The sequence below is a fragment of the Proteus vulgaris genome, assembly GCF_016239305.1.
Taxonomy (GTDB): Bacteria; Pseudomonadota; Gammaproteobacteria; order Enterobacterales; family Enterobacteriaceae; genus Proteus; species Proteus vulgaris_C.
The window spans coordinates 1-23271 of the sequence record NZ_JAEHOQ010000028.1 but is presented as its reverse complement, the minus strand read 5'-3'; the positions used below and the strand labels follow the sequence as shown (position 1 = coordinate 23271).

Annotated in this window: 15 protein-coding genes; 9 read left to right on the top strand and 6 right to left on the bottom strand. The window is 35.3% G+C overall.

Annotation, left to right across the window (positions count from 1 at the left end):
* Positions 1-147: 147 nt before the first annotated feature.
* Complete coding sequence (locus JEP40_RS16770; RefSeq protein ID WP_198624481.1) at positions 148-1548, bottom strand: alanine/glycine:cation symporter family protein; 1401 nt, start codon at positions 1546-1548, stop codon at positions 148-150.
* Positions 1549-1744: 196 nt separating this feature from the next.
* On the opposite strand from JEP40_RS16770, the gene clcA reads away from it, so the two are divergent.
* Positions 1745-3166, top strand: coding sequence for a H(+)/Cl(-) exchange transporter ClcA (clcA, locus tag JEP40_RS16765; protein ID WP_198624480.1), 1422 nt, complete (start codon positions 1745-1747; stop codon positions 3164-3166).
* A gap of 72 nt (positions 3167-3238) precedes the next feature.
* Here the strand turns inward: clcA and tehB are convergent, their stop codons facing one another.
* The 5 genes from tehB to JEP40_RS16740 all read right to left on the bottom strand — a co-directional run bounded on the left by tehB (position 3239) and on the right by JEP40_RS16740 (position 7858).
* Complete coding sequence (gene tehB / locus JEP40_RS16760) at positions 3239-4093, bottom strand: SAM-dependent methyltransferase TehB (RefSeq protein ID WP_198624479.1); 855 nt, start codon at positions 4091-4093, stop codon at positions 3239-3241.
* Positions 4094-4171: 78 nt separating this feature from the next.
* Positions 4172-5287, bottom strand: coding sequence for an NAD-binding protein (locus JEP40_RS16755; protein WP_232799338.1), 1116 nt, complete (start codon positions 5285-5287; stop codon positions 4172-4174).
* Between the two features lie 79 nt (positions 5288-5366).
* Entirely contained in the window at positions 5367-6452 is a 1086-nt protein-coding gene (locus JEP40_RS16750) for a linear amide C-N hydrolase (protein WP_198624494.1), read from the bottom strand.
* Between the two features lie 239 nt (positions 6453-6691).
* Positions 6692-7270 (bottom strand): YceI family protein, encoded by a 579-nt coding sequence (locus tag JEP40_RS16745; protein WP_198624477.1) that lies wholly within the window; start codon positions 7268-7270, stop codon positions 6692-6694.
* A gap of 33 nt (positions 7271-7303) precedes the next feature.
* A complete protein-coding gene (locus tag JEP40_RS16740) occupies positions 7304-7858 on the bottom strand; it encodes a cytochrome b (RefSeq protein WP_198624476.1) in 555 nt (184 codons plus the stop codon).
* A 1014-nt stretch (positions 7859-8872) separates the two neighbouring features.
* Between JEP40_RS16740 and JEP40_RS16735 the strand changes: the two genes are divergently transcribed.
* The 8 genes from JEP40_RS16735 to JEP40_RS16700 all read left to right on the top strand — a co-directional run bounded on the left by JEP40_RS16735 (position 8873) and on the right by JEP40_RS16700 (position 22714).
* The gene (locus JEP40_RS16735; protein ID WP_198624475.1) at positions 8873-9700 is read left to right on the top strand and encodes a MurR/RpiR family transcriptional regulator; all 828 of its coding nucleotides are present in this window, start codon (positions 8873-8875) and stop codon (positions 9698-9700) included.
* Between the two features lie 235 nt (positions 9701-9935).
* Positions 9936-10685: a hemagglutinin gene (locus JEP40_RS16730; RefSeq protein ID WP_198624474.1), complete on the top strand. Its 750-nt coding sequence runs from the start codon at positions 9936-9938 to the stop codon at positions 10683-10685.
* A 236-nt stretch (positions 10686-10921) separates the two neighbouring features.
* Positions 10922-11410 (top strand): N-acetyltransferase, encoded by a 489-nt coding sequence (locus JEP40_RS16725; protein WP_198624473.1) that lies wholly within the window; start codon positions 10922-10924, stop codon positions 11408-11410.
* A 329-nt stretch (positions 11411-11739) separates the two neighbouring features.
* The gene (locus JEP40_RS16720; protein ID WP_198624472.1) at positions 11740-13299 is read left to right on the top strand and encodes a sulfatase-like hydrolase/transferase; all 1560 of its coding nucleotides are present in this window, start codon (positions 11740-11742) and stop codon (positions 13297-13299) included.
* A 146-nt stretch (positions 13300-13445) separates the two neighbouring features.
* The gene (locus JEP40_RS16715) at positions 13446-14330 is read left to right on the top strand and encodes an OmpG porin family protein (RefSeq protein ID WP_198624471.1); all 885 of its coding nucleotides are present in this window, start codon (positions 13446-13448) and stop codon (positions 14328-14330) included.
* 36 nt (positions 14331-14366) lie between these two features.
* Positions 14367-16532, top strand: a complete 2166-nt coding sequence (locus tag JEP40_RS16710; protein ID WP_198624470.1) for an autotransporter domain-containing protein — start codon at positions 14367-14369, stop codon at positions 16530-16532.
* Between the two features lie 11 nt (positions 16533-16543).
* Entirely contained in the window at positions 16544-19609 is a 3066-nt protein-coding gene (locus JEP40_RS16705; RefSeq protein ID WP_198624469.1) for a chondroitinase family polysaccharide lyase, read from the top strand.
* A 54-nt stretch (positions 19610-19663) separates the two neighbouring features.
* Entirely contained in the window at positions 19664-22714 is a 3051-nt protein-coding gene (locus JEP40_RS16700; RefSeq protein WP_198624468.1) for a chondroitinase family polysaccharide lyase, read from the top strand.
* Positions 22715-23271: the final 557 nt, after the last annotated feature.

Sequence of the window (23271 nt, the reverse complement as noted above, 5' to 3'; positions counted from 1 at the left end):
CTTCGCCTTCTCCCCAGAAGGCTTTTTATTATCTGTAATTTCTCACACTTTAGGTTATCACCATAAAAAAACCGTATGCCAAATTCTAAGTTGCACACGGTTTTTTGTTTTGTTGTGTTTTTATCTTAGCCAATAAGTAAGAACGAGTTACTCTGCTTCGGCCTCTTTTTTGTTCACTGAATGAGTTTCTTTACCTAACCCAATATTATCAGCGTTAACATCTTTTATATGATCTTTTGTTAAGCGATAAACTACTGGGCTCAATAAGGCTAATGCAATTAAGTTAGGAATAGCCATCATTGCATTGAGCGTATCGGCTAATAACCACACAAACTCTAATGATTGTGTCGCCCCCACTGGTAATGCAATCAGCCATGCAATACGAAATGGCATAATAGCTTTAGGCCCAAAAAGATATTGCACACATTTTTCACCGTAAAAACTCCAACCTAAAATCGTGGTAAATGCAAAAATGGCTAATGCGATGGCCACAATATAGTTACCACCTGGAATAGCGATAGAGAAGGAGGCGGCTGTTAATGTCGCCCCACTTTGTCCTGTTAGCCATTGCCCTGTAATAACAATGGTTAATCCTGTGACAGAACAGACGATGATGGTATCAATAAACGTTCCCAACATCGCAATCAAACCTTGGCGAACAGGATTTTGTGTTTTTGCCGTTGCGTGTGCAATAGGTGCACTACCCAATCCCGCTTCGTTAGAGAAAACACCACGTGCTACACCAAAACGGATCGCAGCCCAAACGGCAGCACCAGCAAACCCACCTTGAGCAGCAACTGGAGTAAATGCTGATTTGACAATAAGGACAATAGCGTCAGGAATAGCTGTTACATTCAGCGCTAAAACAACAATACCAGCACCAAAATAGCCGACAGTCATGATAGGAACTAATTTACCAGCGACATCAGCAATACGTTTAATTCCACCAATTAGCACCGCGCCAACTAAGACAACTAACACAATGGCTGTAATAGTAGTTGAAATGCCAAAATTACTTTGTAATACATCTGCCACTGAGTTAGCTTGCACCGTATTACCAATACCGAAACCAGCAAAGCTACCGAAAATAGCAAAAACGGTACCTAACCAAACCCAATTTTTCCCCAATCCATTCTTGATGTAATACATTGGGCCACCAACATAGTTTCCGTATTTATCAACTTCACGAAAACGCACGGCTAATACGGCTTCAGAATACTTTGTTGCCATCCCCACTAATGCCGTCATCCACATCCAAAACAAAGCACCGGGGCCACCTAATACAACCGCCGTTGCAACACCCGCTATATTACCTGTTCCGATAGTTGCTGAAAGTGCCGTCATCAGGGCATTAAAGGGCGATATTTGTCCTTCGCCTCTTTTATCATTTTTTTCAAATAGAAGCTTAAATCCTGTACCTAATTTTCGAATAGGTAAGAAACCAAGCCGAAACTGCATAAAAAGACCAATACCTAGAATACCGACAAGCATCGGCACTCCCCATACCACGCCATTTATAGCGCTTAATATATTCGTGATGAAATCCATAAATTACCCTTTCTCGTCCAAAATGTTATATAAATATGTATTTTTTGTTATCAATTACACTAAAGATGAAAAAGTGAAAATATGCTAGAAAAAAAAACGACTAACTCTAAAATTGATTACGTTATGTGAGAAATATCACTTCAATACAAAATTACGCTATCATTATGTTCATTGTTACAATACATAAATCAAAGTTATGCATAACCATAAATCTATCCAAAATAGCCAAAATGAACGACGTTTTAATTTATTCAGAAAAGCTCAAGAAACCAACCTTGCGCCACTGAAAGTCCTGTTACTGTCTGCTATAGTCGGTTCGCTTGCTGGATTAGTGGGAGTTTTATTTGAAAAAAGCGTGAGTTGGGTTATCAACTTCAGGCAAGAAGAACTCGTTAAAACCTTCACCAATCCTTATGTTCTGGTAATTATTACATTGTTCTTTTCCTCTATTTTAGCCATGCTTGGTTACTATTTAGTTAAGAAATTCTCACCTGAATCAGGGGGATCTGGTATCCCTGAAATTGAAGGGGCAATGATAGATATTCGCCCTGTTCGTTGGTGGCGAGTATTACCGATAAAATTTATTGCCAGTATTGGAACATTAGGTTCCGGCATGGTATTAGGTCGTGAAGGCCCTACGGTTCAATTGGGTGCCAATATTGGTCAATTGGTAAATGATATTTCTCGCTTAAAAGATAAAGAATCACGTCATACATTATTAGCAACCGGTGCAGCAGCCGGATTAACCGCAGCTTTTAATGCACCTCTTGCGGGTATTTTATTTATTATTGAAGAGATGCGACCTCAATTTAAATACAGCCTTATTTCGATTAAAGCAGTTTTCATTGGGGTAATTATGTCGTGTATTGTCTTTCGCCTATTTAATGGCGAAGGCGGTGTCATTCATATTGGTAAATTTTCATCAGCTCCACTTAATACGCTTTGGTTATATTTAATCTTAGGTATGTTATTTGGCGTTATTGGCGTCATATTCAGTAAATTACTTTTTTATGTTCAAACTCAATTTCAACATTTTTATCAAGATAAAATTTCACGTTTTGTTTTAACCGGCGGTATTATTGGTGGGCTCTGTGGTCTATTAGCGCTAATTATTCCTGAAATTACTGGCGGTGGATTTAGCATTATTCCAGCACTCAGTACCGGACAATATTCTCTTATTGCACTGTTACTTTTCTTTATTTTACGAACTATCACATCCATTATTAGTTTTGCATCTGGCGCCCCAGGTGGCATATTTGCCCCTACTCTCGCATTAGGCACTCTGTTTGGTAGCGCATTCGGATTAATGGCAACATTACTTTTTCCTGATTATCACATTCAAATTGGTACTTTTGCCATTGCTGGTATGGGTGCTTTATTTGCGGCAACAGTAAGAGCGCCACTGACAGGAATAGTTTTAGTCTTAGAAATGACAGATAATTATCAGCTTATCCTTCCAATGATAATCACCTGCTTAGGGGCGACAATGTTGGCACAGCTATTAGGTGGTCGCCCTATTTATACTGTTTTATTAGAACGCATATTACAAAAATCAGAAACAAAAGAGCAAACAGACCAAGCTGATGACATTAAAAGTGATAAACCACTACAACAATAAAACAGGCTCAAGTAGATAAAAAAATACCCCAGCTAAAATTGGGGTATTTCAACATAAATAATATGACTTAAATTATTTTTTACGAGCAATTAACGTCGCAAAATTCAACGCAATACGATTACCATTAGCATCTGTTTTATGTAAATGCCCCGGATTTTCATTGTATTTAATAATTTCCCAGTCTTTATAGTAATCTGCTAATTCGCCTTGGCGTAAAAAGGTCTTAAAAGGAATTTCCGCAGGATCACTATTTGCTGTTTCAACCGGACAAACAATCACATTAATACCATTATTATTGGTACATGCTTGCATATTTTTAATGATGCTTTCGATACGTTCACGTTGGCAGAACATCAACACAACAGTTGAAATAATAATGTCATATTTTTCAGTAAGTGAAGCTTCATTTATATCGTATAAACCACTTTTTACTGCCAAACCTGTTTTAGATTTAACAGTATCAATAGCATCAATATGAGAGGCATTAATATCTAATGCGGTGACATCATACCCTTGAGACGCTAAATAGAAGCTATTGCGTCCACGCCCTGCACCTAAATCCAAGACCTTGCAAGGCTGAGTCAATGTTGCCATATAACGCACTTCAGAATGCGGTAGTGATAAATCATTTTCTTTAAAGAGTTTATCTTCTGGCGCACATAGAAATGAAAGCTGGCAACGTACATCATCGCTAGTTTTATCAATTTTATGCCATTGTTGAGGCTGAATTAGTGGTGGTTGATTGTCCGTATCACAATCCACTGAAATTTGTGAACCATCATCATTAAATACAACAAATGTCATATTACCTTGCAGGACTCGCATTTGAGCATAAGTGCCTTCCTTTGTATTGTGGCGTTCTAATAACGCTAAAGGAATTGATGTTCGTGTCCACTCTGGCATTGTTTTATAACTAACAAGTTCCATAATCCAACCTCACTTAAGATGCATTTTAAATACATCTTATGGCAATCATTATCGTTCGTAAAGATAGTTTGAACAAAATTATGATTTTAAATATTTGTTTAAAAGCAAATCCGTCACATCTGATGAAGAAATAGATTCACCACATAAGACTTTCATCATAATTTCTTTACCTAACGACGCTAAAGAAAACAACATATCAGGGCGTAATCGGCTGATCTTATCTCTATTTTCATCTTGATTAATAATGGTAATTAACTTGGCATCGACATTAGAACATTCTTGGATAGTCAGTAAGATAAAGGTATTTTCAGCGTCACTTTCAGATAAAGTGGCTACCCAACTGGCTCTAGCAATATTAGCAGATTGCAGTGTCCTAAGGTTAGTCGGATCACCTTCAATAATATTGGCTTGTACATCATAAACAGCTTTACTTTTATCAGTACAGATCGCAATAACTGGTTTTCCCTGCTCTCTTAATCCCTTTTCTAATTGTGAAGCCAGTGCCGATGAGCCAATAATAATAAAATGATTATGCATTTTAGCGATCCTTTTCTTAACAATCTCGCGAGTCCCGCGAGCAAGAAATCCCATGACATAAACAATGGATGTAGTAAAAACGGTTATTCCCAAGATCACAACAGTCAGTGTAAAAATACGTGCATTTGTACTAATGGGCACGATATCGCCAAATCCTAATGTCGTCATACAGACAATGGAAAAATAAAATGCATCCATTAACGTTGTAATATGAGGCCTGAACTCATCCCCGATATAAAGACTTCCCAACATTGAGAATAACAGCAAAGTAAGGATACAGATAAAAGCCACAAAGCCAGCACTGGTTAAACTATGATGTGGAAAGGCTCGCCAACTGATTAATAACCCAATCACTAAAGTGAAAGAAAAATAAGCTTGAAAGCCAATTTGCCGATAAACCGCAACATCAAGAAAAACAATGGTCGCTAATAAAATAATAGACACACACCACGCGATCCTTGCACCTAAATACATAAATATTGAAAGCAAGATCAGCGCACAAGCTAACATTACTTTAGGTATATCAAGAAGCTTTAATACACCCAATGATTTAAGCCATGCAGAAAAACCGTGAATTTCCCAATCCAGATAAATACCGCGGGACAACAAAATTGAGTAAATGATAAATATACCATTTAAGATAAGTAATAAAGACATCGTCTTTCTTGTCACTTTAGATGTCTCTATCACATTTAGTATTACGGATAATTTCATATTAGGTATCGTGAATACTCAACTAGTTATTTAAAGGAATATTATCTAATCCTTGAAATTTAAAAGGCTCTGCCGGTTTAAAATGGCCTGTTGCATTAGCTGAATAAATGATTGATTGTTCTTCACCTAATGGTAACACCATGACTTTCCCGCTTTCCTTTGAAAAATCAATTTCCTTTAAATTAACCCAAAAGGTATTCGGTGATAATGCTGATTCGAAAAAATATAATTGATTCTTATGATCAGCCACCGTTCTCCAGCGTGTAGATGAGATTTCTGGCGATTCGACGGTGCTTAATCCATAAGGAACAGAAACATTTCTGATCACACCAAAAACACTAGCAAGCGATTTTTTACTCGATTGAGCCTTAGGAATAGCATTCACATAAAAAGAAGCTCTGGCAAAGCGATCAGATGCACGATTTGTTCCTGGCAACATCACGGTTCCACCAATTTGTTGCCAATAACTATTTAATGCTAACTGCTCTGAAAAAATAGGCGAATTCGTCATCACTTGATAATCTTTGCTGTGATGAATGACTTGTTTCCCGTCGATATATTCAATAATAGCACTATCACCAGAAGCATCCGAAAGAGATAGGTGTAACGTCGCCATTCTGTCCTGTCCAGGCACTTTATCCGTTAAAACAATAAAAGGTTCACTTTCTAATGCTGTCACGGTTTCTTCTACGGTAGTAAAATTATCTAGCACATACTGAGCCCATGCTGAAATCGAAATAGCCGGTTTTTCTTTGGTATAAGCGGGATAATCTGATTCCGCCAGCCATAATAAATTAGCGACCAATCCCTTTTCGTTCATACCATCTGTTGTTGATATATCATAACCGGATGCAACAACACTTCCATATTTAGATGTCCATTTAATTGAATTATCACCCGCCTCTCCTGAACGTTGCATACCTTGTGGAAATATCCATAAATTGGTTCCTATATCATATTTCCAATCCATTGAACGAGCGGTAATAACTTGATTATTATCACCTAAATAGACAAATCTAGTACACGCATCAACCTCTGTCACACCTGCTGTTAAAAAAGCAGAAATAAGCAGAGTACCCAAAAAAGTATGACGTAATTTTTTCATTATTGGCTCTTTCCCGTTAAATAAATGGATGAGATGACGAAAATTCTTTTTCTTTTTTATCCTTACATAAAATAGATTAGCTAATAAATAAACTTTGATTAACTGTATGAAAAAATAAGAACTATTGCCTAAGTATAAAACAACTCACCTTAATTGCGCATAAAAAAACCGATACGCTAAGGTATCGGTTTATAAATTATCTAGGTAATAAGAGGCTTTATTGCCCTACAAAAAGCATTTAATTATGCTTTTTTTACACCTTCAACTGAGATAATTAGTTCAGCTTCTTGTGATTTTGGCCCTAAATCTGATTTAATATTAAACTCTTTTAGGTTTACTTTACCTGTTGCTTCAAAACCAGCACGGTAACCTTTCCAAGGATCAGTTCCTTCGCCAATTAATTTTGCATTTAATGATACTGGCTTGGTCACACCATTTAATGTTAAATCACCAATCACTACAAGGTTCTCACCTTCACGAGTAACATTGGTTGATACAAATCGTGCTTCAGGGTATTTACTCGCATTGAAGAAATCAGCACTACGCAAATGTTTATCACGTTCAGCGTGATTTGTGTCTAAACTTCCGGTTTTGATCACAACATCAACTTTATCTTTTGATGGATCTTCTTTGTCATAACTAAAAGTACCATCAAAATCTTTAAAAGTGCCATATAGCCAGCTATAGCCTAAATGTTGGATACGAAATTGTACAAATGCATGCTGACCTTGTTTATCAATAGCATAATCTGCTGCTAAAGCAGTGCTCGCATTAAATAACAACGCACCTGCAGTTAAACCCAATAAAGCTTTCTTAAACATGGTTATCTCCATAATCTTGTTTTATAAATTTAATTATTTAGTTCGCATTCCTAGCATGCGTTTTAACGTTACATCTTTATCAATAAAATGATGTTTTAAGGCACCAGCCGCATGTAATAGTGATAACAAAACAACTGACCATGCTAAATAAAGATGAATATCGCCTGCTAAATCTGCTTGTTCGGCTTCCCCTGTAAAAATAGCGGGTACAGAGAACCATTCAAATACAGATATAGCTTGACCATCAGCAGTGGAAATTAAATAACCACTAATGAGAATGGAAAATAAAATTAAATATAAGAGCATGTGCGCGATGTGGGCACTAATGCGAGTGAATTTACTGTAGCTTGCTAATACTTTGGGTGGTGGTGATATCCAACGCCATATCACGCGCACTATCAGGATAATAAATAAAAGAATACCGATACTTTTATGTATTTCAGGTGCTGAATGATACCAACTATCATAATAACCTAACGTCACCATCCACAGTCCTAAAGCAAACATACCATAAACAGTAAGTGCTGATCCCCAATGCAAAAGGAGTGACAAGTGCCCGTAGCGAGAGGTGTTATTTCGCCATTGCATAATAAAAACCCAATAGTTTCTAATTCATTAAAATAATGTTATCTAGTTTAGTGTATTGGAAATAAAATGTTAGTCCATAATTCAACAAATAATTTGCTTATCTTTATCAATAATAATCAATAAGTAATAAGCTCTTATTAGTCACTTAGTTGATTATCTAATCAATAGTATTGTTGAAAAATAGCTTATGGGCAAAATAGAATAAATACGTTGCTGATTTATAACGTTCAATAAAAGGAGAAAATATAAGAGAAAGTAATACCTAAAAGTAAGGTCAATACAACTTTTGTTCAACCTTCATAACAATGATATATCTTACTTATCCTAAATTAGAACTAATTAAACAAAATACAATAATAATTAAAGGTATAGTAAAAAAAACAGATAACCAACGCATTTCACGTACAACACCAAAAATAATCCCCACAATACATACAAAAAAAATAATAGGCATCATTTCTGAGTAGTGATCATGAAAATAGTGCATTAATAAATTAATCCACGAATGATCGTTTTGCATATAAAAATTTCAACCAACAAAAGTATATTTAAATTAAGATAGTGATAAATTACTATCATTAACAAATAAAACAAGTGTTGTATTATGAATATCAATCATTGCGCACAAAGATATTAAAAAACTTCAACTTCAAAAAAACAGTAACAATAATAACAAAAAATAACACCATAAATTAAATTGGCAATAATTTAAAATGAGATAGGTTAAATAAAACAAAATCGACAAAATAAAAATGATATTGTTATAGCCCCTACCTTAATGAAGTGAAATAATAATTTCATTTAATTTAAAATAAAGAAAATTAATTTCGATAAGTGATAATAAAACTAATAAAGAATAAATAAAATAGAGTTTTAAACATCAAATAATTACCTTTAGGTTGTTCATTTACTTTGAATTAACTCTATATTTCATTTTAATTACTATTAGCTAAAAACATTCAATTCCGACTCAAAAAATACTACAATTACAGTAGTATTTTTATTGAGGGCACTATGTCTACTGCAACAAATCTGAATGAACTACAGGAACAAGTTCGCTCCCGCTATAATGGATTAAGTAAAAGGCTACAGCAGGTTGCACATTATCTACTTGATAATAAAAACAGTGTGGCATTTGATACAATTGCAATCCTTGCAGATAAAGCAAATGTTCCTCCATCGACATTAATTCGTTTTGCCAATGCATTTCATTTCAATGGTTTTAATGAAATGAAACAATTATTTCAACATCATTTGATGAATGAAATGGTAAATGAAAATGAAAATTTAACTTATAAACAGAAATATAAAGAGGAACCACCTAATCTGAATGAGCCTGCCTATATTTTGCAAGAATTTGCGCAAGCAAATAGCCATTCATTGCAACAATTGACAAATCAGACTCACAGAGAAATGTTAAATAAGACATTACAATTACTCGAACAAGCTGAAACAATTTATATTTGTGGATTTCATCATTCATTCAGTGCTGCGAGCTATTTTTTTCATGCTCTCTCGCACATTCCTTGTGAAACTGTCTTTGTAAACAGTTTAGGAGGAATGTACAAAGAGCAATTGAGAAATATTACACATCGGGATGTACTTTTTGGCATTCATTTCCACCCATACTCAGATGAAATGCAAAAAATGTGCGAAATGGCAACATATAAAGAAGCTAAACAAATTATTGTTACAGACAGTCCTATTAGTCCATTGGCGAGTTTGAGTGACGTTTGTTTAACGGTAAAAGAAGCTCAAATAAAAACCTTTCGCTCTCAAACATCAACAATGTGTTTGCTGCAAGCGATTTCTGTTGCTTTTGCCTTTAGAAAAAAACATTAGTTAACATTTATCCAAAACTGCATTTTAATGAAGATGCAGTTTTTTATTTAATAACTTATCAAATATAATTTTATTTAATAGAATATTTTTAAAATAGCCAATTATATATTAAACAACATATAATTTTATTTAAAACTATTTTTAAGAGTAATTTCATAATATTTTATTTGTGATGAAAAAAACAATCATTTAGCATTGATTTACGCCAAGAATTCCTTTCAAAGGGTTAAATTAAATGTTATTTAAAAAGTTATTTTTATTCTTCCTATTATTTCCTTCAATTTCTTATTCAAATGTAAACTCAACAAAAGAAAAAGAAGAAATACCTATTATCGTTAATATCCCTAGTATTTCATTAGGTGATAATAGTGATGCCTCAGGTAATGGTTCAATTGCAATAGGAGTCAATAGTCAAGCTAAAAATACACACTCTATTGCTATTGGTCATAATGCATTAGCAACCGAAGAAAATACGGTTTCATTTGGTAACACTGAAAATAACCAGACGTCTCGATTAGTTAATATTAGTGATGGTAAAAATAATACAGATGCCGTTAATCTTATCCAAACTAAGAAAATGGTAGATAAAAACAGAATAACAACAAATAACACCATCAATCAGCTAAAAAGAAGTGTCAGTACAGATATCGGTGATCTCAAAACTCATGTTAATAATTTTGATCATTATTACCGGAAAAGACAAGCTGAAATCACAGACTCAATTGCAAATTTAGATAAAAAAATCATTGCATTAGAAAAGAAAGTATTTGCAGGTATTGCTTCATCTGTTGCAATGACCAATATTCCTTATCTTAGCCATCACACCTTAAGTGGCGGAATTGGTATTAGTAATTACCGAACTGGTACGGCTTTTGCTGGAGGAATACAATATAAACCGAATAACGATATTGCATTTAGAATAAATTCGTCAATAAATAGTGAACAAGAAATCATTATCGGTGGCGGATTAGCCTATGGTTTCTAATCACTCCTATTTTCTATAAATAAAAAATAAAGATCATTTTATTAATTAAGCAGTAATAAATATATTCTATTGCTGCTTTTGTTACATTTCTTTCAAAAAGAGATTTTGTAGATAGTCAACTTTAAATATCCACTCTTAAATTAATAAATTTACCTTTAGTATTATTGATGTATCTTTATATTATAAACTATTTTTTATATGTTAATATTATAATTTAGCATAAAAAGGAATAAAAAATGGATTATATATTTAGAAAAATGACGTCTAAAGATATCAGTACAGTAGCAACATTATTACAGGCAAATTCAGAATCTCAACAAGGCGGATTATATGGTGAATATCCCAAAAACAAAGTTGAGGCAATGTATCAAAGTAGTACAAATACTATTGTTGCACTTAATCAAGAAAATATCGTTGCGGTGGTTTTCAGCTTCCCTGTCACCTCTTTTTCAATTCCGCCTATTGCTCAAGAAATTAATCGACGCTTTCCAGAAATAACACAAAATAATTGGTTTTATGGTCCTGTCTGTATTGATAAATCACATCGAGGAAAATCACTATTAAGCGACCTCTACCAACATATCTGCGCTTTATATGGCGGACATCCTATCGCGTTTGTTAACGGTAATAATATTCGATCACTAAAAGCACATCAAAAATTAGGCATGAAGATAGTTAAAAACATTGAGTTTAAAGGAACATCTTGGTGGGTCATTAAAGGATAATGAAAACAAACGAAAGAAAAAGACTTATACTTTCTGTTATCCAACTTTCTAGCTAGAAAAAGAAACTTTAAGGTATTTTTGCAACCATCATCACAAAACAACAAATATGATTATAAATCAATTAATTACATTAATTGATAAAAAGTTAATCTATTCTTAACAATATTTCAACTCCTATTTTAGCCATCAAGTTGCTTATAATTTGACACCATTATGTGATCTCCCTTTCAATTCTTGATCTTTCGTTAACTTACTTTTTGATCTTATGCAAAAGTATAAATAAGATAAAAGGCACCAATTCGAAAGTAAACGTAAAATAGGAGGAAGCAATGACTGTTTCCCGCAGAACTTTTATCAAAGGGCTCGCAGCCAGCGGTGCGGCAATGACTGTTTCTACCCCTGTTATTGCTAATTCAGGAAGCTCGACCTCTAATACGCGATCGCGTCCGGAAAACGCCCCTAACTTATTAATTGTTTTTCCTGATGAAATGCGCGCGCACGCGTTGCAGTTTATGGGAGAAGATCCCTCAATTACACCAAATCTGAATAAATTTGCGAAGCAAGCCAAAGTAATGACACAAATGGCTTCAAATTACCCTCTTTGTTCTCCTTTCCGTGGCATGTTTATGACTGGACAATATCCTGTTCGCAATGGCATTACAGGAAATGCGCATGATTATGGTGGCAAAGTAGGTATTGATTTATCTCCTTATGCAAAATGTTGGTCTGATGTTTTAAAATCTCTTGATTACAGCACAGGCTATATTGGCAAATGGCATCTTGATGCGCCTTACGAACCATTTATTGAAAGTTACAATAATCCAATGGAAGGCCGTTATTGGAATGAATGGGCAGCTCCTGATAGACGCCATGGTTTTGACTTTTGGTATTCTTATGGTACCTACGATTTACATTTAAAACCTATGTATTGGGCAAACGATACACCTCGTGATAAACCAATTTACATTGATCAATGGGGGCCTGAACATGAAGCTGATATGGCTATCAAATTTCTCAAAAATGAAAATAATCAATTTAGAGATAATTCCAAATCATTTGCATTAGTTGTTTCAATGAACCCACCTCATTCGCCTTATGACCAAGTACCGAAGAAATATCTCGATGCTTATCAAGGTAAAACGTCTAAAGAGCTCAACACTCGCCCGAACGTACAATGGGAAAGTGAATATCAAGAAGGCTACGGGCCTCAATATTTCAAAGAATATATGGCAATGGTCAACGGTGTTGATGAGCAATTTGGTCGCATCGTTGATGAATTAGAAAAACAAGGTCTTGCCGATAATACTCTCGTTGTTTTCTTCTCTGATCATGGCAGTTGCTTAGGGGCAAATGGGCAGGCAACAAAAAATAATCCTTATGAAGAATCCATGCGTGTTCCTATGATGTTTCGTTTACCGGGTAAAATTAAACCAGGCTCTGATGATGCACTAATGTCAGCTCCTGATATTTACCCAACTATCTTAGGGCTACTTGGCTTATCCGAATGGATACCTGATTCCGTCGAAGGGAGTGATCTTTCAGACCGAGTGGTCACAGGTAAAGGCGACACAGCAAACTCACAGCTTTATCTTTTTATTCCTTATGGAGAACCTTCATTTGGTAAACGAGGTGTCAGAACCAAAACTCATACACTGGTTATCGATAGACAAGATGGTCAACCATTGAAATATACCTTATATGACAATGTGAATGATCCTTATCAAATGAAAAATATCGCCAAAGACAATATGGCTTTAATTGAGAAATTAATTAAAGAAGAATTAACCCCTTGGTTGGAAAAAACAGGAGATTCTTGGCGCGCCTCTGAATTTATTACGGCAACAACTAATAAATTAAATAAAACAATATCGACATGTAAAGAAAAATAATAAAAATATCTGCGCCATAATTTTATGGCGCTATATATAAACCCAATTCGCTTATATAAAAAATCCTTTTAATAAAATAAAAGGAAAAACGTCCTACACCTAAAAATTGACATTCATAAAAGCGAATAAAGAATTGGATATATACCATGAACAAACTTCGTATTGCTCTTTTCTTACCTCTTCTTGGCTTAGGTTTAACTTCTTTTCATTCTCAGGCAGCTAATGTCAACGCAATGTTTTCTTGGGAAACAGCTGATTACGATACACCCAATAACTATGCTGGTTATCGTGTTGATTTTAATATTAACCCAGAAAAATCTAATTGGTATTTCGATGTTGGTTTTCGTCAGCGTGAACATGATAACAAAAATCGCTATCAACGTTATGATTTACAAGGTAGCTATCGTTTTAAACTAAACAATGGTTGGATCCAACCTGGTTTAAAAGTACGTCAAGATCTCACTAACTATGATAACGGTAGTCGCTTAACTATTGATTTTTATGAATCAAAAACTAATTACCAATTTCCAATTAATAAAGATTGGGTTTTAACGGGTAGCGTTTTATTTGGCTTACAAAAAAAAGAAGACAAACGTAGTAATGGCGTCACAAATACGGATTACTTAGGCTGGGAAATTGAACCTGGTCTACGTTATTTTGTCACCCCTAATATTAACACTACTGTCGCTTATTTTGATGGTGGTAAGCAAGCAATACGACATGAAGAATACGACACAAAAGAAACAAACCATAATCAACAATTACGTATGTATGTGAACTGGACAACACCAATAGGATTAATTGTTTCTCCATCAATGCGTAAATCTATTTTTGGAAAAATAGAAGATAGAACAAATAAAGGCGTTTATATCGAAAAAGATATGACACGTTATACCCTACAAATGGCTTATCAAATATCACCTCAATGGCGAGTCATGACGGAATATTATAATGAACGAGTTGAAAATAAAAATGATGGTAGTAAATCGACTCAGGATTATTTCAAAGTTTCATTCAGAGCAACATTCTAATAATTAAAATCATATAATTGTTCATGGAGTTATATTGTGAAAAATAAAAAATTGTTATTTTTGAGCGCTGCTATTTTATCAGCTATTTATGGTTCGGCATGGGCGACAGAATGTGATCCCACTTTAAATATCTGTGAGACGGTTAATGTTAATGACGGTAATACGGCACAAATAAATAAAGATGTCACTATTTCTCAAGGTGATGGCGTTGTATTTAATAGCTCATCAACAGAATATAAAGCTCAAGCAATTACAAAAAATATTACTGTTACTGGTGATGGTGCAAGTGCCATCAAGATAAATCAAGGTGCTTCTTTTAGCAGTAATATCAACTTAAATGGCGCTAACGTAACCAGTGAAAATGGCACAGCCATATTGGTTGAAGGCGATTTTCCTAAACGAGGTACTGGCGTTTATGTAAGAGACGGTGCCATTATTCGTGGAAAAACCGCAGCCATTGATTTTAGAACACTAAAAACAGGTTTTAGAAGTGATGTAAATGGTGAGATCCACGGCGATATATTAGGAAATAGTCACACAGATACTAAAATAAACTTTGCATATCAAGGTGGGGCTCAAAATGCCTTATTTGATGGATATAAAATCACGGGTGTTCCATTAATTGAAAACCATGGCAATTTAACTATCCAAGGAAAAGATAAAACGATTCATTGGGAAGGTAATTTCATGAATAAGGAAAATAGCCAGTTAATTTTCCGTCTCGATGATAATACCAATACTGATGAAACCATTCTTCATGTTGACGGTGATGTCACTTTTAAAAAAGGCAGCCAAGCCAAATTGGATTTTAAAGGCACCAGTGTCGATAACATTATAAACAAAGATATTGTTTTGATTTCTTCCAATTCAGCGATTAAAGATGAAGCTGGAATTACGGTTACTGACGCCAATGCCATTGCACCAGATGTATCTCCTTTATTAGAAAAAACAGACTCATGGTTAGAGACTACACCGCCTAATATTAGCGGTGGTGTTAGTGGTAATCAATTAGTTGCACGTTATGGTATTAGCTACGAAGGTGGTAATAACTTTATTAGTGCAGCTGAACGTGGTGGCGTCAATGAAAATGGATTAGTGGCAGCTAATTTTATTATTCCAACTGTTTTAAATGAATTTAATAATACACGTAGTCAAATTTCAGATGAAGCTTTGAGTTTATTAGTTGCTGCTGGAAATGACGATAATAATATAGCCATATTATCAAATGATTTAGCCCCTATTGCTGATGGCAGTGATATTCAAGCAGGATTAATCATGGTTGAAGATATGCGCAATAATATTACACATCGCTATTTACGCTATGATAATCAATTGCCAATTGAAGAAAGAGAAGCTGGCTGGAATAGTTGGGCCAATATATTGTACGGTTATGGTACACAAAGTAATCAAGGTGGAATTAACGGTTACAACACTTATCGTACTGGTATTCAAATCGGTACTGATTACGAAATTAATCAAGATGCTCTTATTGGTGTTTCTTTTGCTTATAACTACGCAAAGGCTGACGCGAAACAACGTAACGCAAGCAAAGAAATTAGCCATTTTGAATTTATGCCTTACACAGGTTGGTATAGTGACACATTATTCCTAAGCGGTAATCTAAATATTGGTTATTACACAGTCGATAGTGAGCGAGATATTGGTGGTAATACTGGATGGGAAGGAAATACCAAAGCAAAAGGTGATTATTCTGGTGTGCAATTAGGTTATCAGATTAATGCTGGAACCTATTTTGATTTTGATTTCATCCATATTAAACCGATGCTGACTTATCAATATCAATGGCTCAATATTGATTCTTGGGAAGAAACAGGCTCAGCCTTATCTATGCGTACTTACGGCCAACGCTATGCTGTTAATCAATTAGGTGGCTCTGTTGCTGTATGGAATAGCTATCAGACTGCTTATGGAAAATTAACCCCATCCCTTAATCTTCGTTATATCAAAGATATCGCAGGTGACAATAGTATTAATCAGCGCCACAGCTTGACTTATTTTAATACTGGAGGAGGCACCTTTGATATTAAAGGAAATACTGTTGGTGGTGACATTATTAGTGCGGAATTAGGTGCAAATCTCGATATCACTCAATCATTAAATTTAGGCACAACGATGGGCTATCAGCGTTATGACAAATTTAATGAAGGACGCATTGGTTTCACTGTTAGCCAGCGTTTCTAAGGAGAAAAATAATGCCGATATTTCGTTTTACTGCACTTGCAATGACATTGGGGCTATTATCAGCCCCTTATAACGCGATGGCAGCCACCAGCAATCCTGCATTTGATCCTAAAAATCTGATGCAGTCAGAAATCTATCATTTTACGCAAAATAACCCATTATCGGACTTCTCATCAGATAAAAATTCAACACTGACGTTATCTGATAAGCGTAGCATTATGGGGAGCCAATCTCTTTTGTGGAAATGGAAAGGTGGCAGTAGCTTTACTTTACATAAAACGTTGATTGTACCTACTGATAAAGAAGCATCTAAAGCATGGGGACGTGCATCTACACCCGTTTTTTCATTTTGGCTTTATAACGAAAAACCCATTGATGGTTATCTCACTATCGATTTTGGGGAAAAACTCAATTCAATCAGTGAAGCTCAGGCTGGGTTTAAAGTAAAACTAAATTTCACTGGTTGGCGTGCAGTGGGGGTCTCTTTAAATAACGATCTTGAAAATCGTGAAATGACTTTAAATGCAATGAATACCTCATCTGATGGTACTCAAGACAGCATTGGGCGCTCTTTAGGCGCTAATATCGATAGCATTCGCTTTAAAGCACCTTCTAATGTAGGTCAAGGCGAAATCTATATCGATCGTATTATGTTTTCTATCGATGATGCTCGTTATCAATGGTCTGATTATCAAGTAAACACTCGCTTATCAGAACCCGAGATTCAGTTTCATAACGTACAACCTCAGTTACCGGTGACGCCTGAAAACTTAGCCGCTATTGATCTTATTCGCCAACGTTTGATAAATGAGTTTGTTGGCGGTGAAAAAGAGACAAATCTCGCATTAGAAGAAAATATTAGTAAATTAAAAAGTGATTTTGATGCACTCAATATTCACACGTTAGAGAATGGCGGAATACAAGGGCGACACCTGATCACAGATAAACAAACTATTATTTATCAACCAGAAAGTCTTAACCCTCAAGATAAACAACTATTTGATAATTATGTTATTTTGGGTAATTACACAACATTGATGTTTAATATTAGCCGTGCTTATGTACTGGAAAAAGATCCTACACAAAAGGCTCAGCTAAAGCAGATGTACTTATTAATGACAAAACACTTATTAGATCAAGGCTTTGTTAAAGGAAGTGCATTAGTCACAACTCATCACTGGGGATACAGTTCTCGTTGGTGGTATATTTCCACATTATTAATGTCTGATGCGCTAAAGGAGGCAAAATTACAAACTCAAGTTTATGATTCGTTATTGTGGTATTCACGAGAGTTTAAAAGTAGTTTTGATATGAAAGTGGGTGCAGATAGCTCTGACTTAGACTATTTCAATACCCTGTCTCGTCAACACTTAGCCTTATTACTGCTAGAGCCTGATGATCAAAAACGTATTAACCTAGTTAATACCTTCAGCCATTACATCACTGGCGCATTAACTCAAGTTCCACCGGGGGGTAAGGATGGTTTACGTCCTGATGGCACTGCGTGGCGACATGAAGGTAACTATCCGGGTTACTCTTTCCCCGCCTTTAAAAATGCCTCTCAGTTAATTTATTTGCTACGTGGCACACCATTTTCAGTAGGTGAAAGTGGTTGGAATAACTTGAAAAAAGCGATGGTTTCAGCGTGGATCTACAGTAATCCAGAGGTTGGGTTACCTCTTGCTGGAAGACACCCTTTTAACTCACCGTCGTTAAAATCAGTTGCTCAAGGTTACTACTGGCTTGCCATGTCTGCTACCCCCTCCCCAGATAAAACACTCGCGTCTATTTATCTTGCAATAAGTGATAAAACACAAAACGAATCGAGTGCTATTTTTGGAGAAGATATTGTACCAGCGGCTTTGCCTCAAGGTTTCTATGCCTTTAATGGCGGGGCTTTTGGTATTCATCGTTGGCAAGATAAAATGGTGACACTGAAAGCTTATAACACCAATGTTTGGTCATCTGAAATTTATAATAAAGATAACCGTTATGGTCGTTATCAAAGTCATGGTGTCGCTCAAATAGTGAGTAATGGTTTGCAACTTTCGCAGGGCTATCAGCAAGAAGGTTGGGATTGGAATCGAATGCCAGGAGCGACGACGATCCATCTTCCTCTTAAAGAATTAGACAGTCCTAAGCCTCATACCCTAATGCAGCGAGGAGAACGTGGATTTAGTGGAACATCTGCCCTTGAAGGCAAATATGGCATGATGGCATTCGATCTTATTTATCCTGCCAACCTTGAGCGTTTTGATCCTAACTTCACTGCAAAAAAAAGTGTATTAGCCGCTGATAATCACTTAATTTTTATTGGTAGCAATATAAACAGTAGTGATAACAATAAAAATGTTGAAACCACCTTATTCCAACATGCCATTACTCCAACATTAAATACCATTTGGATTAATGGGCAAAAAATCGAAGCCGTTCCTTACCAAACAACACTTAAACAAGGTGATTGGTTAATTGATAGTAATGGTAATGGTTATTTAATCACTCAAGCTGAAAAAATAAATGTCAGTCGCCAGCACCAAATTTCGGCAGAAAATAAAAATCGCCAACCGACAGAAGGAAACTTCAGTTCAGCATGGATTGATCACAGCGTTCAACCTATAAATTCCAGTTATGAGTATATGGTCTTTTTAGATGCAACGCCTGAAAAAATGAGAGAAATGGCACAAAAACTCCATGAAAATAATGGGCTATATCAGGTTCTGCGTAAGGATAAAGACGTTCATATTGTTCTCGATAAACTCAGTAATGTAACGGGATATGCTTTTTATCAGTCTGCTTCAATTGAAGATAAGTGGATCAAAAAAGTTGATAAACCCGCGATTGTAATGGCTCATCGACAAAAAGATACACTTGTTGTCAGTGCCGTTACACCTGATTTAAATATGACTCGCCAAAAAGCAGCTACCCCTGTCACCATTAATGTCACGGTTAATGGCAAATGGCTATCTGCTGATAAAAATAGCAAAGTGAAATATAACGTTTCAGGGGATGACACTGAGCTGACTTTTACCAGCTACTTTGGTATTCCACAAGAAATCAAACTCTCACCACTCCCTTGATTTAATTAAAAGGAACGCTTTTGCGTTCCTTTTTTATCTGCAGGAAATTTGATTATGCTAATAAAAAACCCTTTAGCTCACGCGGTTACATTAAGCTTCTGTTTATCATTATCCGCACAAGCATTACCTTCTCTTTCTCATGATACTTTCGGTGATATTTATCTTTTTGAAAATGCACTACCTAACACCCTTACCACTTCAAATAATAATCAATTATCGCTGAGCAAACAGCATGCTAAAGATGGTGAACAATCTCTCAAATGGCAATATCAACCACAAGCAACATTAACGCTAAATAATATTGTTAATTACCAAGATGATAAAAATACAGCAACTCCACTCACTTTTATGATGTGGATTTATAATGAAAAACCTCAATCTTCCCCATTAACGTTACAATTTAAGCAAAATAATAAAATTGCACTAAGTTTTAATGTTCAACTTAATTTTACGGGATGGCGAGGTATTGCTGTTCCTTTTCGTGATATGCAAGGCTCAGCGATAGGTCGATTTGAGCAATTGGTGATCACCGCCCCAAACCAAGCTGGAACACTCTTTTTTGATCAAATTATCATGAGCGTACCGTTAGACAATCGTTGGGCAGTTCCTGATTATCAAACACCATATGTAAATAACGCAGTAAACACGATGGTTAGTAAAAACTGGAGTGCGTTATTGATGTACGATCAGATGTTTCAAGCTCACTACCCCACTTTAAACTTTGATACTAAATTTCGCGATGATCAAATAGAAATGGCTTCGATTTATCAGCGTTTTGAGCATTATCAAGGGATCAATAGTGATAAGAAAATCACTACAGATATGCTAGATAAACATTTAGCATTGTGGGAAAAATTAGGATTAACGCAACACGCTGATGGATCAATCACAGGAAGAGCACTTGATCACCCTAACCGACAGAATTTTATGAAAGTCGAAGGTGTATTTAGTGAAGAGACTAAAAAAGCATTACTTGATACCAATATGCTAAGAGATGTAGGAAAAACACTTCTTCAAACTGCTATTTACCTGCGTAGTAATTCATTATCAGAAATTAATAGGAAAAAATTAGAAGATCTCTATTTATTAGGCACTCGTTACGTTCTTGAACAAGGTTTTGCACGCGGTAGTGGTTATCAAATTATTACTCATGTTGGTTATCAAACCAGAGAACTTTTTGATGCATGGTTTATTGGTCGTCATATTCTTGCAAAAAATAACCTTTTAGCCCCCACTCAACAGGCTATGATGTGGTACAGCGCTACAGGGCGAATTTTTGAAAAAGACAATGAAATCGTTGATGCAAATGTCGATATTCTCAATACTCAATTGCAATGGATGATAAAAAGCTTATTGATGCTACCTGATTATCAACAACGGCAACAAACCTTAGCACAACTGCAAAGTTGGTTAAATAAAACAATACTAAGTTCAAAAGGTGTTGCTGGCGGTTTCAAATCTGATGGTTCTATTTTCCATCATTCACAACATTATCCTGCTTATGCGAAAGATGCATTTGGTGGTTTAGCACCCAGTGTTTATGCGTTAAGTGATTCACCTTTTCGCTTATCTACTTCAGCACATGAGCGTTTAAAAGATGTTTTGTTAAAAATGCGGATCTACACCAAAGAGACTCAAATTCCTGTGGTATTAAGCGGTCGTCATCCAACTGGATTGCATAAAATAGGGATAGCTCCATTTAAATGGATGGCATTAGCAGGAACTCCTGATGGTAAACAAAAGTTAGATACCACATTATCCGCCGCTTATGCAAAATTAGACAACAAAACGTATTTTGAAGGTATTAAAGCTGAAAGTGAACCAGTTGGTGCATGGGCAATGAATTATGCATCAATGGCAATACAACGTAGAGCATCAACTCAATCACCTCAACAAAGCTGGCTCGCCATAGCTCGCGGTTTTAGTCGTTATCTTGTTGGTAATGAAAGCTATGAAAATAACAACCGTTATGGCCGTTATTTACAATATGGACAATTGGAAATTATTCCGGCTGATTTAACTCAATCAGGATTTAGCCATGCTGGATGGGATTGGAATAGATATCCAGGTACGACAACTATTCACCTTCCCTATAACGAACTTAAAGCAAAACTTAATCAATTACCTGCTGCTGGTATTGAAGAAATGTTGCTTTCAACCGAAAGTTACTCTGGTGCAAATACGCTTAATAATAACAGTATGTTTGCCATGAAATTACATGGTCACAGTAAATATCAACAACAAAGCTTAAGAGCTAATAAATCCTATTTCTTATTTGATAATAGAGTTATTGCTTTAGGTTCTGGTATTGAAAATGACGATAAACAACATATAACCGAAACAACACTATTCCAGTTTGCCGTTCCTAAATTACAGTCAGTGATAATTAATGGCAAAAAGGTGAATCAATTAGATACTCAATTAACTTTAAATAATGCAGATACATTAGTTGATCCTGCTGGAAATCTATATAAGCTCACTAAAGGACAAACTGTAAAATTTAGTTATCAAAAACAACATTCGCTTGATGATAGAAATTCAAAACCAACAGAACAATTATTTGCAACAGCCGTTATTTCTCATGGTAACGCGCCTAGTAATGCAAATTATGAGTATGCAATAGCAATTGGATCACAAGATAATAAAGCCCCTGAATACACTATATTACAACATAATAATCAACTTCATGCGGTAAAAGACAAAATAACTCAAGAAGAGGGATATGCTTTTTTTGAACCTTCTCAATTAAACTTATCTGATGCAATACTATTATCCAGTAATGCACCTGTTATGGTTATGGCTAAAACACAAAATCAGCAATTAACATTAAGTATTGTTAACCCAGATTTAAATCTATATCAAGGCGTTGAGGATGATCAAGTTGATAATAATGGTGATCAAGTTGAGGTAAGCATTTATTCTCGAAAATGGCTCACGGCAGAGTCTAAACCTACAAGCAGTATTGTTACTGTAAAAGGAATATGGAAATTAACGGCACCTCAATCTGGTATTGTGATTAAGCATCAGAATAATAATACGCTTATCACTACGACGACAATACAAGCAACACCAATTGTTATTAATTTAGTTAAGCCAAATTCTTAACTTTAAAACCAAAGAGCCTCGATATAAAATATCGAGACTCTATTTTTATTAAAAGTAATTAACGAATTAATTATTTAAAATAACCAGAAGAAATCGATAGCTTTATTATTGCTAATAAATGTGTTGTGCCCCATGATTATTTTGTTATTCTCTGCGCGGGTGCTTGGATCAATCTGGTTCAAGCATATCGCAAGCACCAGAAAGAGAAAAGCCCCGGAAAATATATTTATATTAACCGAGGCGGACTCAAAAACACACAATTTGATTTTGCCTCTATCTTTATCGGAGTGCAAGAGGAAATGAAAAAATATTCTTTAATCGGGCTAGTGATCGTAACAATGATATTACCAAGTCACGTATTATTAGAGCGTAAATATCTTATTTACTCATACCAAATAATGGATATTTAATTATTCAGGTTAATATAACTTTTACTTTATATTAACCTTGTGGGGGAGAAATTCCCCACAATTTCCTAATTCTATTGTTGTGTTTTAATCTCTGCACCCAAATTTATAATAAGAGGTAACAGATTATTGTTACCTCTTATTATTATA